11 protein-coding genes and 1 pseudogene are annotated in these 14116 nt (G+C 73.4%); 6 read left to right on the forward strand and 6 right to left on the reverse strand.

Annotation, left to right across the window (positions count from 1 at the left end):
* Positions 1-5: 5 nt before the first annotated feature.
* The 4 genes and pseudogenes from ACZ58N_RS25390 to ACZ58N_RS25405 form a co-directional block, all read left to right on the forward strand.
* A pseudogene (locus tag ACZ58N_RS25390) lies at positions 6-781 on the forward strand (LysR family transcriptional regulator); the annotation flags it as partial.
* Between the two features lie 170 nt (positions 782-951).
* Positions 952-1818, forward strand: coding sequence for a DMT family transporter (locus ACZ58N_RS25395; protein ID WP_471164073.1), 867 nt, complete (start codon positions 952-954; stop codon positions 1816-1818).
* 113 nt (positions 1819-1931) lie between these two features.
* Positions 1932-2090 carry a hypothetical protein gene (locus ACZ58N_RS25400; RefSeq protein WP_471164075.1) on the forward strand — a complete coding sequence of 53 codons (159 nt, stop codon included), beginning with the start codon at positions 1932-1934 and terminating at the stop codon, positions 2088-2090.
* Entirely contained in the window at positions 2087-2860 is a 774-nt protein-coding gene (locus tag ACZ58N_RS25405) for a YqjF family protein (RefSeq protein ID WP_471164077.1), read from the forward strand. The genes ACZ58N_RS25400 and ACZ58N_RS25405 overlap by 4 nt, the downstream gene beginning before the upstream one ends.
* 2 nt (positions 2861-2862) lie before the next feature.
* Here ACZ58N_RS25405 and ACZ58N_RS25410 read toward each other — a convergent pair whose 3' ends face one another.
* The 6 genes from ACZ58N_RS25410 to katG form a co-directional block, all read right to left on the reverse strand.
* Positions 2863-4008, reverse strand: a complete 1146-nt coding sequence (locus ACZ58N_RS25410; RefSeq protein ID WP_471164079.1) for a substrate-binding domain-containing protein — start codon at positions 4006-4008, stop codon at positions 2863-2865.
* 35 nt (positions 4009-4043) lie between these two features.
* A complete protein-coding gene (locus ACZ58N_RS25415) occupies positions 4044-5108 on the reverse strand; it encodes an ABC transporter permease (protein WP_471164082.1) in 1065 nt (354 codons plus the stop codon).
* On the reverse strand, positions 5105-6655 hold the full coding sequence (locus ACZ58N_RS25420; RefSeq protein ID WP_471164084.1) for a sugar ABC transporter ATP-binding protein: 1551 nt from the start codon (positions 6653-6655) through the stop codon (positions 5105-5107). Before ACZ58N_RS25420 ends, ACZ58N_RS25415 begins: the two co-directional genes overlap by 4 nt.
* A 189-nt stretch (positions 6656-6844) precedes the next feature.
* Positions 6845-9658: a SpoIIE family protein phosphatase gene (locus tag ACZ58N_RS25425; RefSeq protein ID WP_471164390.1), complete on the reverse strand. Its 2814-nt coding sequence runs from the start codon at positions 9656-9658 to the stop codon at positions 6845-6847.
* 117 nt (positions 9659-9775) lie between these two features.
* Positions 9776-10747 carry a cyclase family protein gene (locus tag ACZ58N_RS25430; RefSeq protein ID WP_471164087.1) on the reverse strand — a complete coding sequence of 324 codons (972 nt, stop codon included), beginning with the start codon at positions 10745-10747 and terminating at the stop codon, positions 9776-9778.
* Positions 10748-10879: 132 nt separating this feature from the next.
* Positions 10880-13066: a catalase/peroxidase HPI gene (katG, locus tag ACZ58N_RS25435; RefSeq protein WP_471164089.1), complete on the reverse strand. Its 2187-nt coding sequence runs from the start codon at positions 13064-13066 to the stop codon at positions 10880-10882.
* 284 nt (positions 13067-13350) lie between these two features.
* Here katG and ACZ58N_RS25440 point away from each other — a divergent pair, with 284 nt between their 5' ends.
* A complete protein-coding gene (locus ACZ58N_RS25440; protein ID WP_389700168.1) occupies positions 13351-13527 on the forward strand; it encodes a CsbD family protein in 177 nt (58 codons plus the stop codon).
* Positions 13528-13744: 217 nt separating this feature from the next.
* A complete protein-coding gene (locus ACZ58N_RS25445; RefSeq protein WP_471164092.1) occupies positions 13745-14011 on the forward strand; it encodes a DUF4235 domain-containing protein in 267 nt (88 codons plus the stop codon).
* The last annotated feature ends 105 nt before the right edge of the window (positions 14012-14116 follow it).

Below are 14116 nucleotides of genomic sequence, written 5' to 3' on the forward strand. Positions count from 1 at the left end.
CTTTCTCCGCCCTGGAGAAGCAGGCCGGGACGGCCCTGTTGGAACGGGTCGGACGCGGCGTGCGGCCCACGGCGGCCGGCCGGTTGCTCGCCGAACACGCGGAGATCATCAGTCGCGACCTGGCGGCGGCGGAGGCCGCCCTGGCCGACCTGCGGGCGGGGCGCACCGGGCGGCTGGCCGTCCGCTACTTCGCCTCCGCCGGCGCCGCGTTGGTGGCACCCGCCCTGGTCGGCCTGCGCCGCACCCATCCCCGGGTCCCGATCGACCTCCGGCCGGCCGACCCGGCCGCCCCGCTCCACGAGGTGGAACAGGGACGGGCGGACGCGCCCTGGCCGTCGGACCCGATCCCCGCCCCTACGACGGCGTGCGCGTGGTCCACCTGCACGACGACCCGTACGACGCGGTCCTCCCCGCACACCACCCCCTCGCCGAGCGTGAGGAGATCGACCTCATCGACCTCGCCGGAGAACCGTGGGTCGGCAGCGAACCGCCCGGCCCCTGCCTGGACGCCGTGCTCACCGCGTGCGCGGCGGCCGGGTTCAGCCCCGGCTTCGCCGTCGAGAGCGAGGACTACGCCACCGCGCGGGGCTTCGTCGCCGCCGGCCTGGGCGTCGCCCTCATGCCGCGGATGGCGCTGGGCGGAGCCCGTCCGGGAGTGGTCGTCCGCCCGGTGCGCAACCCCCGTCCGCTGCGGAGGATCCATGTGGCCGTCCGCGAGGTCTCGCTCGCCCGGCCCGCCGTGCGCGACCTCCTCGACGCCCTGCGGGCGGCGGTCGGCTGAACCCGGCCCGCCGCCTCGGACCTCGGCGCGGAACCGGTCCAGGTCCTGGCGACCCGGGCCGGGCAGTCGACGCCGGGCCCATGGGTCCGGTCGGGGGAACGGCCGGAACCGGGCGCGCCCCGCACGGTGTCGCGGCGGGGAGCCGCGCCGGGTGCGGTGAGGATCGGGGCATGGGCTTCGTACTGCCGGTCCTCTTCGCGCTGTTCGCGGCGCTCAGCAACGCCCTCGCCACCGTCCTCCAGCGGCGGGCCGCGCTCACCGTGCCGCAGAGCGACGGCTTCCGGTTCGGCCTCGTCCTGGACCTGCTGAAGCGCCCGCTGTGGATCGGCGGGATCCTGGCGGTGATCGCCGCCGGCGTCGGGCAGGCCGTGGCGCTCGCGACCGGCGCGCTGGCCCTCGTGCAGCCCCTGTTCGTCCTGGAACTGCCGCTCGCCCTGCTCATCGGCTCCCTGATGGCGCGCGACCGGCTGCCCCCGGTGGTGTGGCTCGCCGTCGCCGGCGTGGTGGTCGGGCTCGCGGTCGTCCTGCTGGCGGCCTCGCCGGCGGGCAACCGCACGCACGTCCCGGTGGACCGCTGGCTCCTGGCCCTGGCCGCCTGCGCGGCGGCCGTGGCCGCGCTGGCCGTGACCGGGCTGCGCAGACCGCCCGGCCGGATGCGGGCCGGCTGCCTCGGCGCGGCCACCGCCGTCTGCTACGCGCTCACCGCCGCCCTCATGAAGTCGTCCATGCACGTGCTCGACGAACGCGGCCTCGGCGCCTTCCTGACCGCCTGGGAGACGTACGCCTTCGCCGCCTGCGGCGTCTGTGCCCTGCTGCTCCTCGAACACGCGATGCAGGGCGGCCCGCTCGTCGCCTCGCAGCCCGCGCTGACCCTCGGTGACGCGGGAGTCAGTGTCGCCCTCGGGGTGCTGCTGTACGAGGAACACCTGCGGGCCCATTGGTGGCTGCTGCCCCAGCTGCTGGGTCTGGCCCTGATCTGCGCCGGGGTGTTCGTCCTGGCCAGGGCCGGCGCGAAGGCCGAGGCGGACGGCCCCTGAGCCGCCGCCCTGTCGCGAGGACGGGGAAGCTGGTAGCTTGAACGCGTTCAATAATGTTCCGTCGTGAGGGCGGAGCACCGCCGCGCCCGACCAGCGATGCGAGGAACCCGCCCTTGAGCACAGGCCGCCGGCTCCTCGTCGGGCTCTCGCACCATCTCATCACCGCCGCCCTGGGTTGGACGGCCGCCGCCCTCGTCATGCCCCGGGATTCCCGCGCCGCGGTACGGGAGCGGGCGGCCGGGCGGCCCGGCGCGGTCGGCGGCGCGCTGTGAGCGGGACCGGGCCCGAGCCGTCGGAGCGGACGCCCGACCCGGTCACCCCCGACGCCCCGGCCGCGGTACCCAGGCCCCTGTTCACCCAGCAGTGGCTCGACCTCACGTTCATCCACTGGGCCGTCGCGCCCGACGTCGTCGCCGGCCTCATGCCGGGAGGAGCGGTCCCCGACACCCTGGACGGGCTCACCCACGTCGGGCTCGTCGCCTTCCGGATGCACAAGGTGGGGCTGCTGGGACTGCCCGGAGTTCCGTACTTCGGGTCGTTCCCGGAGACCAACGTACGGCTGTACTCCCGCGACGCGCAGGGGCGGCGCGGGGTCGTCTTCCGCTCCATGGACGCGTCCCGGCTGATCCCCGTCATGGCGGGCCGGTTGGGATTCCGACTGCCCTACCTGTGGTCCCGGATGGACCTCCGGGCCGAGGGCGACACCGTCCACTACACGAGCTCCCGGCGGCTGCCCGGCCCGCGCGGCGCGTCCAGCCGGATCACCGTGCGGACCGGTGCCCGCATCGAGGAACCCACCGAGCTGGAGCACTTCCTCACCGCCCGCTGGGGCATGCACAACGCCTTCCCCGGCGGCACCGGGTACCTGTCCAACGACCACCCCCGCTGGCCCCTGTTCCGTGCCGAGCTGGTCACCTGTGAGGAGGACCTCATCGCGGCGGCCGGCATCCCGACGCCCGTGGACGCCCCGGTCAGCGTGCTGTACTCGCCGGGCGTCCCGGTCCGCCTCGGCCGGCCCTCCCGCCGGCCCCGTAGGACCTGACCTCACCTCCCCCAGATCTTCCGGTACGCCTCGCGGTAGCCCGGCGGGTCCCACGACGTCGCACCGCGACTGTTCCCGGCCGTGGAGATGTGGACGGGGGCGACGTAACCGCTGGGGGGCCGACCGGCGAAGGCGCGGTTGAACTCGTCGACGATCTGCCAGCCCTGCTGGGACAACGGCTCGGGCACGGTGGCGGCCTGGAACTGCCCGCTGTCGATCCGCTGGAACGCCGACGGGTCACCGTCCCCCGCACCGATGTTGAGCGGCGGCCCCGAGCCGGGCCTGCCGGCGGCGCGGAAGGCCGGAGCCGCGTCGTCGAAGTACAGGTCGTTGATCGCGACGGAGTGGGTCCACCGGTCCCGGAAGCGCGACAGGAGGGACGACACCTCCTGCGGCGTGCGCGTGCTCGCGTCGGGGATCGGAATGTTCTCGTACGACAGCAGTTCCACACCGGCGCAGGTGGCGAGCTCCTTCTTGATCAGCTCGGACTTGTTCCTGGCGAACGGGATGGAGTCGTCGGTGAAGAGGACGACCCCGGCGTTTCCCCGGTTGCCCGCGATGACCCAGTCCGCGCTGATCCTCGCGACGTCCTCCACCTTCGTGGTGACGTTCGTCAGCAGACCGGCCTCCTCGCTGGGACCGGGTGTGCCCACCGCGTGCCAGCCCACGAGCGGGATGCCCGCCGCCCGGGCCCGCGCGACCTGCTGCGACGTCAGCTCGGGGTCGAAGCCGCCGATGACGATGCCCGACGGCTTGAGGGTGACGGCCTGACTGAGCGCCGCCTGGATGCCCGCCGGGGTCCCCTCCCCGTCGATCACCCGGACCTTCCAACCGATGGTCCGGGCGGCGTCCTGGAGCCCCTTGGCCACGCCCGCGACACCGGGGTTGGTCATCGTCTGCGCGACGTAGATCAGGGTCCTGTCCGCGACGGCGGCGGGACCGTCGGTGGGGCCGTTCCAGGCGGCGTCGCTGTTCTCGGCCTGCCGAACGGCCGCCCGGGCCCGTTCGAGGCTCTCGGGACAGCCGTCCTTCGTCGGGGCGGCGCCGGTGCCGGTGGCCGGGTCGCCGCTCCCGCAACCGGCCACGAGGACGACGGCCGCCGCCAGCAGGGCTGCGGCCTTGGCGCTGGTCTTGCGGTTCGGGTGCACGGTGCTCCTGACGCGGGTGTGCGTTCGAGGGGGGATCAGGGCCGCCCGCCGTCGGCCGGGGACGTGGCTCCCCGTCCGGCGGGCGGGCGGCCGGACGCGGGGGCGTGCGGACGCAGGCGCCGACGGGCGGACCACCCGGCCAGGCCGACGGCGATGAGCAGGGTGGCCCCGTTGAACAAGGGCGTGGCCCAGAACTGGGCGCCGAGCTGGCCGATGCCGGCGAGGCCGATGGCGAGGACCGCGACGGCGACGACGGTGCCGATGGCGTTGGCCCGCCCGGGCCTGATCGTCGTGGATCCGAGCAGGGCGCCGACGAACGCGGGCAGCAGGTAGTCCAGCCCGACGCTGGGGTTGCCGGTCTGCTGCTGTGCGGCCAGGAGGACGCCGGCGAAGCCGACGACCAGACCCGACGCGGAGAACGCGTAGACGCAGTACCGGCGCGTCGGGATGCCGACGATGTCCGCGGCACGCGGATTGGACCCGATGACGTACAGGTACCGGCCGGCCGGCAGTCGGTCCAACACCACCCAGAGGGCGACCGCGACGGCCAGCACGTAGAACGCGGGCAGCGGCAGTCCGAGGAACCGCGAGTCGTACAGGCCCGTGAAGGCACCGGGCAGTCCGCCCGGTCCGGGGACGATCCGCGCCCCGTCCGTGATCCACCCGCTGACGGCGTACATCATGCTGCCGGTGCCCAGGGTCGCGATGAAGGAGTCGATCCGCCCGAATTCGACGATGACCCCGTTGAGGGCACCGACGGCCCCGCCCCCGCACACCACCGCCAGGCAGGCCAGGGGCCATGGCCAGCCCTCGGTGACGACGAGGTCCATCACCATGACGTGGGCCAGCCCGAGGCCGTAGCCGATGGACAGGTCGAACTTGCCCGTCGCGATGGGGATCGTGGCGCCCAGTGCCAGCACGGCGGGGATCGCCTGGTTGGACAGGATCGAGGAGATGTTGTCCCGGGTGGGGAAGGTGCCCGGCAGGACGACCGAGAAGACCACGAACAGCAGGACGGCCAGGGCCAGGAGGCCGTAACTGCCGATGAAGTGCCCGCGCAGCCGCGCCGGGAGGGATCGGGGAGGGAGGAAGGGGGTCATCGGCTCGTCGCAGCTCCGGTGATGGGGGGCATGGCGGAGGCGGTCCCGGTGAGTTCGGCGACGGTCAGGGCCGCGCCCGTCAACTCGGCCGCCACGCCCCCGCGGACGAACACCAGGGCGCGGTGGCACACGCCCGCCACCTCCTCGAAATCGGTGGAGATGAGCAGGACCGCCAGACCGTCGGCCAGCGCTTCGTCGAGCAGGCGGTACAGCGCCGACTTGGCGCCGACGTCCACACCGGCCGTCGGCTCCTCCAGGACGAGCAGGCGCAGGTCGCCCCGGAGCCGGCGGCCGACCATGACCTTCTGCTGGTTGCCACCGGACAGGGTGGCGATCGGCACCTCGCTGTCACGGGGGCGCACCGAGAACCGGTCGATGAGGGCGGTGGCCTCGGCGCGCTCGCGCCGCGGACCCAGCCACCAGGACGCCCGCCCGCCCGTCGACCGTGGGTTCGCGAGGAAGTTCTCCCGGACGGTCAGTTCGGCCGCGCAGCCCTCCTCCTGACGGTTGCCCGTCACGAAGCCGACTCCGCGGTCGAGCGCGGCGGACACCGTCGAGGGGTGGTACGGCTTCCCGTCGAGCAGGGCCCGCCCACCGAGGATCGGCCTTGCGCCGGCCAGGGCGCGGCCCAGGTCCGTGTGGCCGGCTCCGGTCAGGCCCACCATGCCGAGGATCTCGCCGGCCCGCAGCTCCAGGCCGACGTCGTGGGCGAATTCGGTCGTCAGGCCGTCCAGGCGCAGGAGGGGCGGTCCGCCGGCCGGTTCGGTCGAGGGCCGGTGCGGGGTAGACGCGTGGCCCACGATCGCGTGCACCAGCCGGGCGGGGCTGTGCCCGGCCAGGGATCCCCGGTCGACGAGGAGCCCGTCCCGCAGGACGGCGAAGGTGTCGGCGACCTGGTACACCTCGTCGAGCCGGTGGCTGACGTAGAGGATGCCGTGGCCCCGGTCGCGCAGGGCGTGCAGGACGTCGAACAGCCGGGCGCAGTCCGCGGCGGGGAGGGTGGCGGTCGGCTCGTCGAGGACGAGGAGTTCGGCACGTGATGCCAGGGCGCGGGCGATGGCGACCAGCGAGCGTTCCGCGGGGTCGAGGTCGGCGATCCGGGCGTCGGCGTCCAGGTGCCCGGCGACGGTGCGCAGCGCCTCCGCGCAGCGCTCGCGGGTGCGTCGCCAGGAGATCAGCCCGTACCGGCGCGGGTAGCCGTTGCCCAGGGCGATGTTCTCGGCCACCGTCATCCAGTCGACGAGCCCGAGGTCCTGGTGGATGAAGGACATGGTGCGGGTCGCGGCGTGCGAGCCGAGGGGGTGTCCCGCCACCGTCACCTCGCCCGCGTCGGCGTGATGGACTCCGGCGAGCACCTTGATCAGGGTGGACTTCCCCGCGCCGTTGGCTCCCAGCAGGGCCAGGACGGCGCCCCGGTGGACGTCGAGGTCCACCGACTCCAGGGCGCGGGTGCCGCCGAACCGTTTGCCGAGGCCGCGCACGCGGACGAGTGGCTCCCCGCCGGAGCGGGGACGGGGCCCCGTCGAGGTGTCGGGAGCGTCATGCACGGACTTCTCCGGGGGTCGGCCTCCGAGATCTTCCCGACTGCATGCGGGATTCTACGGGGATCATGTGCCGCATTCGTGACATAACGGCCGGTACTGCTGTCCCAATGGGCGAACCCGAGGCGGGTGGGCGCCCCGACCGCGACCCGGGACGGCGGACCCCGGGCCCGGCGCGCGCCGCCGGGCACCCGGTCACGCCGCGTCCAGGGTGCACTCCGCCCAGATGACCTTGCCCCCGGGGGTGTAGCGGGTACCCCAGGCCTGGGCGAGCTGGGCGACGAGGAACAGGCCGCGGCCACCCTCGTCGGTGGTGGCCGCGTGCCGCATCCGGGGGGCGGTGCTGCTGCCGTCGTGGACCTCGCAGATCAACGTCCGGTCGTGGATCAGACGGACCTGGATGGGTGGGGTGCCGTAGCGAACGGCGTTGGTGACGAGCTCGCTGAGCAGCAGCTCCGCGGCGAACGCACACTCGTCGAGACCCCACTCGCCGAGCCGGGCCATGGCCTCGCCCCGGACGCGGGAGACCATCGCCGGGTCGGCGGACAGGTCCCAGGTGGCGATCCGGTCGGCGGGCAGGGCGTGGGTGCGGGCGACGAGCAGGGCGATGTCGTCCCCGGGGTGCTCGGGCGCCACGGTGTCGAGGACGGCCTCGCAGGTGTCCTCCGCGCTGAGGTCCGCGTGGGCCAGGACGCGCCGGAGCTCGTCGAGGGCCGCGTCGATGTCGCGTTCCCGGTCCTCGATCAGGCCGTCGGTGTAGAGGACCAGCCGGCTGTGCTCGGGGAGGTGGATCTCGACCGATTCGAAGGGCAGACCACCGAGGCCCAGCGGGGGACCGGCCGGCAGGTCCACGAACGTCACGGTGCCGTCGGGGCGCACCAGCGCCGGCGGTGGGTGCCCGGCGCGGGCCATCGTGCACAGCTGCGAGGTCGGATCGTAGATCGCGTACAGGAAGGTGGCGCCGACGATGCCGATGCTGCCGGGGCCGCAATGGTCGCCGCCCTCCTCGCGGTCCAGTCGGACCATGAGGTTGTCCAGGTGGGTGAGGAGCTCGTCGGGGGCGAGTTCCAGTTCGGCGAAGTTCCGCGCGGCGGTGCGCAGCCGGCCCATGGTGGCGGCGGCGTGCAGTCCGTGGCCGACGACGTCGCCGACGAGCAGGGCCACGCGGGTGCCGGAGAGCGGGATGACGTCGAACCAGTCGCCGCCCACCCCGGACTCGGCGGGCAGGTAGCGGTGGGCGACCTCGACGGCGTTCTGCTCCGGGAGGCCGCGGGGGAGCAGGCTGTGCTGCAACGACAGGGCGAGGGTGTGTTCGCGGGTGTAGCGGCGGGCGTTGTCGATGCACAGGGCGGCACGGGCCGCGAGCTCCTGCGCGAGGGAACGGTCGTCGTCCCCGAAGGGGGCCGGGTCCTGGGAACGGTAGAACCCGGCGATGCCGAGCAGGACCCCGCGGGCCAGCAACGGCACGGTGATCAGGGAGTGGACGTTGCGGGCGAGGAGCCGGTCGGCGTGCTCGGGGTCCTGGGCGATCCATCCGAACGCGGCCCTCAGGTCGGGTTCCAGCACCGGCCGGCCGGTCGCCAGGCACCGCATGTGGGGGGTGGTCGCGCGCAGTACGACCTGGGTGCCCACCGGGTAGAAGGGGCAGTCCTCGTGGATGCCGTGGACCACCGTGCGGTGCATCTCGGTGGTCGGGCGGGGCGACTCCTCGCCGCGCAGGACCGCCTCGGGCAGGTCGATGGTCACGAAGTCGGCCAGTCGCGGCACCGCCGTCTCGGCGAGTTCCCACGCGGTGCGCGTCACGTCCAAGGTGGTGCCGATGCGGTTGCTGGCCTCGGCCAGCAGCTCCAGGCGCCGACGCGCCGCCACCGCGTACTTGCCCACCTCCGGCTCGCCCACCAGGACGAGCCCCCGGACCCGGCCGTCGGCCCGGTCACCGGTACGCGGGCCGGTCGGCGCGCCCTCGGCGGCGGGCGCGCGGCCCGCGACAGGGGACGGACCGGGTCCGGCCGGGGTCCGGGGGAGGGCACCGGCTCCGGCCGGGGTCCGGGGGAGGGCACCGGCGGTCGGGGTGGTGGGGGCCGGGGCGTGCCGGTCGGTGTCCTCGGGGAGGAGCGCCTCGACGACCAGTCCCTCGACGCCGGACGAACTCGTCACCGACCGGCTCACCAAGGTGACCAGCCGACCGCGGGACAGGGGCACCTCGGAGGCGGCGAGCTGCGCCGAGGACATCAGCTCGGTGGCCTTCTCCTTGAGGATCAGCTGGTCGGCCTGGTCGAGGTCGCTCTGGAGCAGGTCGTCCATGGTGACCGGGCGCCCGTCCAAGGCGCCGACGCCGCTCCGGGAGCGGTCGCCCGCGTCGAGGTAGGCCTGTAGGAGGCCGCGCTCCCGGGCCGAGCTCTGCTCCATCAGGCGCCGCTCGACGGCCTCGGCCGCCCTGCGGACCAGCGGGACCAACGCCGGATCCGCGTCCGTGTACGGGTAGCCGAGGCACAGGACGCCCTCGATGCGTCCGCTGAGCCGGTCGCGCACGGGGATCGCGGTGCAGGCCGCCGATTGGGACCGCTCGGCGAAGTGTTCGGCGCCGTGGACCTGGACGAGCCCGCGCTCCGCGAGTGTGAGGCCGATGCCGTTGGTGCCCGCCACCCGCTCGGCGAACACGAAGCCGGGCAGCACCTGGATCGGGGCGAGGTGTTTGACCATGGCCGCGTCCCCGAAACGACGCTCCAGCACCGTGCCGCGCGCGTCGGCGAGGCAGATGTTCATCCGGCTCCCCGTGAAGATCGACTCCAGCCGGTCGAGCACCGGCCCGGCCGCGCGCACGAGGGGCCCCTCCAGGTCGAGGTCCTCCGTGAAGGGCAACTCCGACTGGTCCGGCGACAGTCCCAGCAACCGGCAGCGCTGCCACGAGCTGAGGATCGCGCCGCGCACGCCCCCGCCGACCGCCTCGCCGTGGAGGAACCGGTCCCGGAGCTGCACGGGGCCGACGCGGTCCTCGACGACCCCCATCTGCACCACTCCCCTCACCGGAGCCCGCTCGATCACCCGATTTGAGTATATTCCTCACGGTGTGGGCGGGGTGGTGCCTCGATGGCGCGCAGGCCGCGGCGGTCCCCGCGCCGGGTGTCAGAGGACGGCGACCGGATTGACGGGTGAGCCGGTCCCGCCGGGTACGTTCAACGGCGCCACGACCAGCATGAACGCGTGGCGAGCCGCACCGGCGCACGCCGCGGACAGCGCTTCGAGGTCGAGGTTGTCCAGCAGGGGCACTCCCATCGCCGTGATGGCAAGGACGTGGACGGGGGAGTGCAGGCCCTCGACCGGCGACGGCCGCACGTCGTTGTCCCCGTCCGAGCCGATCAGCGCGACACCCCGCTCGGCCAGCAACGGCACGGCGTCCACGTGCCAGCCGGCGCTCGCCGCGCCCGTGTCCCAGGGCCCGCTGTCCCGGCGTCGGCGGAATCGCCCGGTGCGCAGCAGTACCGCGTCGCCCTCCCCGAGGGTGACGTCCAGGGCCTCCTCCGCGGCGAGGACGTCCCGCCGGCGCACCGCACGCCCCGGCTCCAACCAGTCGACGCCGAGCACGGCGGGCAGGTCGAGCAGCACGCCCCGCGCGACCAGCGGACCGAGCGCCGCCACGGCTCCGAAGCGGGCCCCACCGGCGCCGATGGCCTGCCGTGCCACCCGGCCGTCGTACAACTGCCCGCGATAGGCGATGTGGGACAGCGCGTCCAGATGGCTCACGGCCTTGGCGTGGTAGTCGACGCCCAGGAAGTCCTTGTAGGCGGCGGGTTCCGGCTCCTCGACGTCGCCGAGGTCGGACATGAAGTGCAGCGCGGGCTTCGTGTTGTCCGGCCCGGGCAGGGTGTCCCAGGGGCGCCCCAACGCCACGACCGTCCCGGCCCGGACCAGGGCCGCGGCCCTCCCGGAGTGGGCCGCCGTCACCCGGTTCCACGCGCCCCGGTCGGCGGCCTCCCAGCGGCCCCACGTACGGACCGCGTCGAACAGCCCGTCGAACTCCGCGCGGGAGACGGGAGCGGCCCCGTCCTGCGGACCGGACGGCGGGGGTGCGGGGTCACCGCCGGGGTCGCTGCTCATCGGGGCTCGACGCTCCAGGGCTCGTACGGAAGGGGCCGGCGTCCCGGGCGGCGCGGGCCGCGCCGCCCCGGACGCACGGGACCGGTGCCGCGGCGGGCCGGGGGACGGACCGGCCGCGACGCCCGGTGGGTCTCAGGCCAGGTCGAACCGGTCGAGGGTCATGACCTTGTCCCACGCGGCCACGAAGTCGCGCACGAACGTCTCCCGCGCGTCCTCGCACGCGTAGACCTCCGCGATGGCCCGCAGCTGGGAGTGCGAACCGAGGACGAGGTCGACGGCGGTCGCCGTCCACTTGACCTCGCCCGTCGCACGGTCCCGGCCCTCGAACACGTTCTCCGCCGACTCCGACGCCTTCCACTGCGTGCCCATGTCGAGCAGGTTCACGAAGAAGTCGTTGGTCAGCGCCCCGGGCCGGTCCGTCAGGAGACCGTGCGCGGATCCCTTGAAGCCGGTGTTCAGCGCCCGCATGCCGCCGATCAGCACCGTCATCTCGGGCGCCGTGAGGGTCAGCATGTTGGCCCGGTCCAGCAGGAGCGTCTCGGGGGACAGCTTCTCCCCCTCGGGGAGGTGGTTGCGGAACCCGTCGGCCCGCGGTTCGAGCACGGCGAACGACTCCACGTCCGTCTGCTCCTGCGAGGCGTCCGTGCGCCCGGGCGCGAACGGGACCGTCACGGTGTGCCCCGCGTCCCTGGCGGCCTGCTCGACGGCCGCGCAACCGCCCAGGACGATCAGGTCGGCGAGCGAAACCCGGCTGCCACCGGCCGAGGCGTTGAAGTCCTGCTGGATCCCCTCCAGGGTCCGCACGGTCGCGGTCACCTCGGGCACGTCGTTCAGTTCCCAGTCGCGTTGCGGCGCGAGCCGGATCCGGGCCCCGTTCGCACCACCGCGCTTGTCGGTGCCGCGGAAGCTGGCCGCCGACGCCCAAGCGGTGGTGACCAGTTGGGGGAGGGACAGCCCCGAGGCGAGGATCCTCTCCTTCAGCGCGGCGACGTCCGCGTCCCCGATCGGCTCGTGGTCCGCCGCGGGCACCGGGTCCTGCCAGAGCTGCGGCTCGGGGATCCAGGGGCCGAGGTAGCGCGAGATCGGCCCCATGTCGCGGTGCAGCAGCTTGTACCAGGCCTTCGCGAAGGCGACCGCGAGCTTGTCCGGGTTCTCGTGGAAGCTCTTCGCGATCGGCGCGTAGATCGGGTCCACCCTCAGCGCCAGGTCCGTCGTCAGCATCATCGGCGCGTGTCGCCTCGACGGATCGTGCGCGTCGGGCACGGTGTCCCGGGCGGCGGGATCCTTCGGGGTCCACTGCTGCGCCCCCGCGGGGCTCCTCGTCAGCTCCCACTCGTAGCGGAACAGGTTGTCCAGGTACCCGTTGTCCCACTTCGTCGGCTCGGAGGTCCAGGCACCCTCCAGGCCGCTGGTGAGCGCGTCGACGCCCGTTCCGCTGCCGCACGTGTTCCGCCAACCGAGACCCTGCGCCTCGATGGGTCCGGCCTCGGGCTCCGGGCCGATGCAATCGGGATCGACGGCGCCGTGGCACTTGCCGAACGTGTGGCCGCCGACGATGAGGGCCAGCGTTTCCTCGTCGTTCATGGCCATGCGCGCGAACGTCTCGCGAATGTCCCGGGCGGCGGCCATCGGATCCGGGTTGCCGTTGGGCCCCTCCGGATTGACGTAGATCAAGCCCATCTGCACGGCGCCGAAAGGCCCCGTGAGTTCCCGGTCACCGCTGTAGCGCTCGTCCCCGAGCCAGGTGTCCTCGGGCCCCCAGAAGATTTCCTCCGGTTCCCAGATGTCCTCCCGGCCGAAACCGAACCCGAACGTCTTGAACCCCATCGATTCCATCGCGCAGTTCCCGGCGAATACCAGCAGGTCGGCCCAGGAGATGCGACGGCCGTACTTCTGCTTGACCGGCCAGAGCAGCCGGCGCGCCTTGTCGAGGCTAGCGTTGTCCGGCCAACTGTTGAGGGGGGCGAAGCGCTGGGCGCCGGAGCCGCCGCCGCCCCGGCCGTCGGCGATGCGGTACGTTCCCGCGGCGTGCCAGCTCATGCGGATGAAGAGCGGCCCGTAGTGCCCGTAGTCGGCCGGCCACCAGTCCTGGGAGGCCGTCATCACGTCGAAGACGTCCCGCTTGAGCGCCTCGACGTCGAGGCTCGCGAATTCCTTCGCGTAGTCGTAGTCATCGGCCATCGGACTGGACAGGGGCGAGTGCTGGTGGAGGACCTGGAGGTCGAGTTGGTTCGGCCACCAGTCCCGGTTCGTCCTGGGGCGCGTCGGACTGGCGGTCGGGGAGGGGATTGCTGGGTTCTCGCTTTCGCTGCCGGACACGTCCGCCCTCTTTCCTGTCTCGGTGTTTCCTGCTGCCGGCTCTCACGACGCCGGAAAGGGTGCCTGGGTCGGCGTCCGTATGGTCGCGCACCGCGGACCGCACCGTCACGAGAACACGCAGGGCACGCCCCCATTACCGGAACGCGAACTCCGCACGGAAAAGGGATTCGGTGACGCGGGCTTATCGCGGGAACAACGGGGCAGGTGCCCCCACGGATGGGTGAACGGCGTGGTGCTCCACCGTCGCGAGCCCCGAACCCAAACCGACCGGATCGGAGATCACCATGGCCGACAAGGGCGCAATGGACAAGGCGAAGGGAAAGGCCAAGGAGGCCGCGGGCAAGGTCACCGGAAATGACCGGATGGCGGCCGAGGGCAAGGCCGATCAGGCCAAGGGCAAGGCCAAGGAAGCCATCGGGGACGCGAAGGAAGCGATGAAGGGCAAGCGCCACAAGATGTGACGGGCGCGAGGTGACGCCTGCGCGCACCTGCACGAACCGCGCGGATCCGTTCGGCCTCGACGCGGAAGCATGCACGGAACGGTGGGCATCCCGCGGGGCCCGGCGACGACCGACGCCGGGGCCCGCGGGCGTGCCGCTCCGGCGGCTCGGCCCGACCCGTCCGTGCCTGCGGATTCCCGCAGGTATCGCAGCCGGTGGTGTGGGCAGGGGCAAGGACATGAAGGCATCGAAAGTCGCCTACAAGCCGGTCGGCCTGGCCCTCGGGGCGGGGGCCGGCATGCTGGCCGGGGCGCTGTTCAAGCAGGTGTGGAAGCTGGCCGGGCACGACGACGACGCCCCGGACGCGATGGACGAGGGGCGCCGGTGGCGCGAGATCCTGCTCGCCGCGGCCGTCCAAGGGGCGATCTTCGCCCTCGTCAAAGCCGCCGTCGAGCGCTCCGGAGCGGTCGCCGTACGACGGGTCTCCGGCACCTGGCCGGGTTGAGCCGTCGACGCCGTCGGGCGGACCCGGTGAGCATCCCAAGGATTCCTTCCCCGCCGGGTGAGCTTTGTTATGTGTGACGGCGCGCTCACCGGGCATTTCCATGGT

The sequence above is a fragment of the Streptomyces sp. NPDC040432 genome (assembly GCF_055595445.1).

Bases quoted from the DNA above. Each gene is read 5' to 3' on its own strand.
- ACZ58N_RS25415 (WP_471164082.1), bottom strand. From the start codon at position 5,108: ATGACCCCCTTCCTCCCTCCCCGATCCCTCCCGGCGCGGCTGCGCGGG.
- ACZ58N_RS25445 (WP_471164092.1), top strand. From the start codon at position 13,745: ATGAAGGCATCGAAAGTCGCCTACAAGCCGGTCGGCCTGGCCCTCGGG.
- ACZ58N_RS25430 (WP_471164087.1), bottom strand. From the start codon at position 10,747: ATGAGCAGCGACCCCGGCGGTGACCCCGCACCCCCGCCGTCCGGTCCG.
- ACZ58N_RS25425 (WP_471164390.1), bottom strand. From the start codon at position 9,658: ATGGGGGTCGTCGAGGACCGCGTCGGCCCCGTGCAGCTCCGGGACCGG.
- ACZ58N_RS25395 (WP_471164073.1), top strand. From the start codon at position 952: ATGGGCTTCGTACTGCCGGTCCTCTTCGCGCTGTTCGCGGCGCTCAGC.
- ACZ58N_RS25440 (WP_389700168.1), top strand. From the start codon at position 13,351: ATGGCCGACAAGGGCGCAATGGACAAGGCGAAGGGAAAGGCCAAGGAG.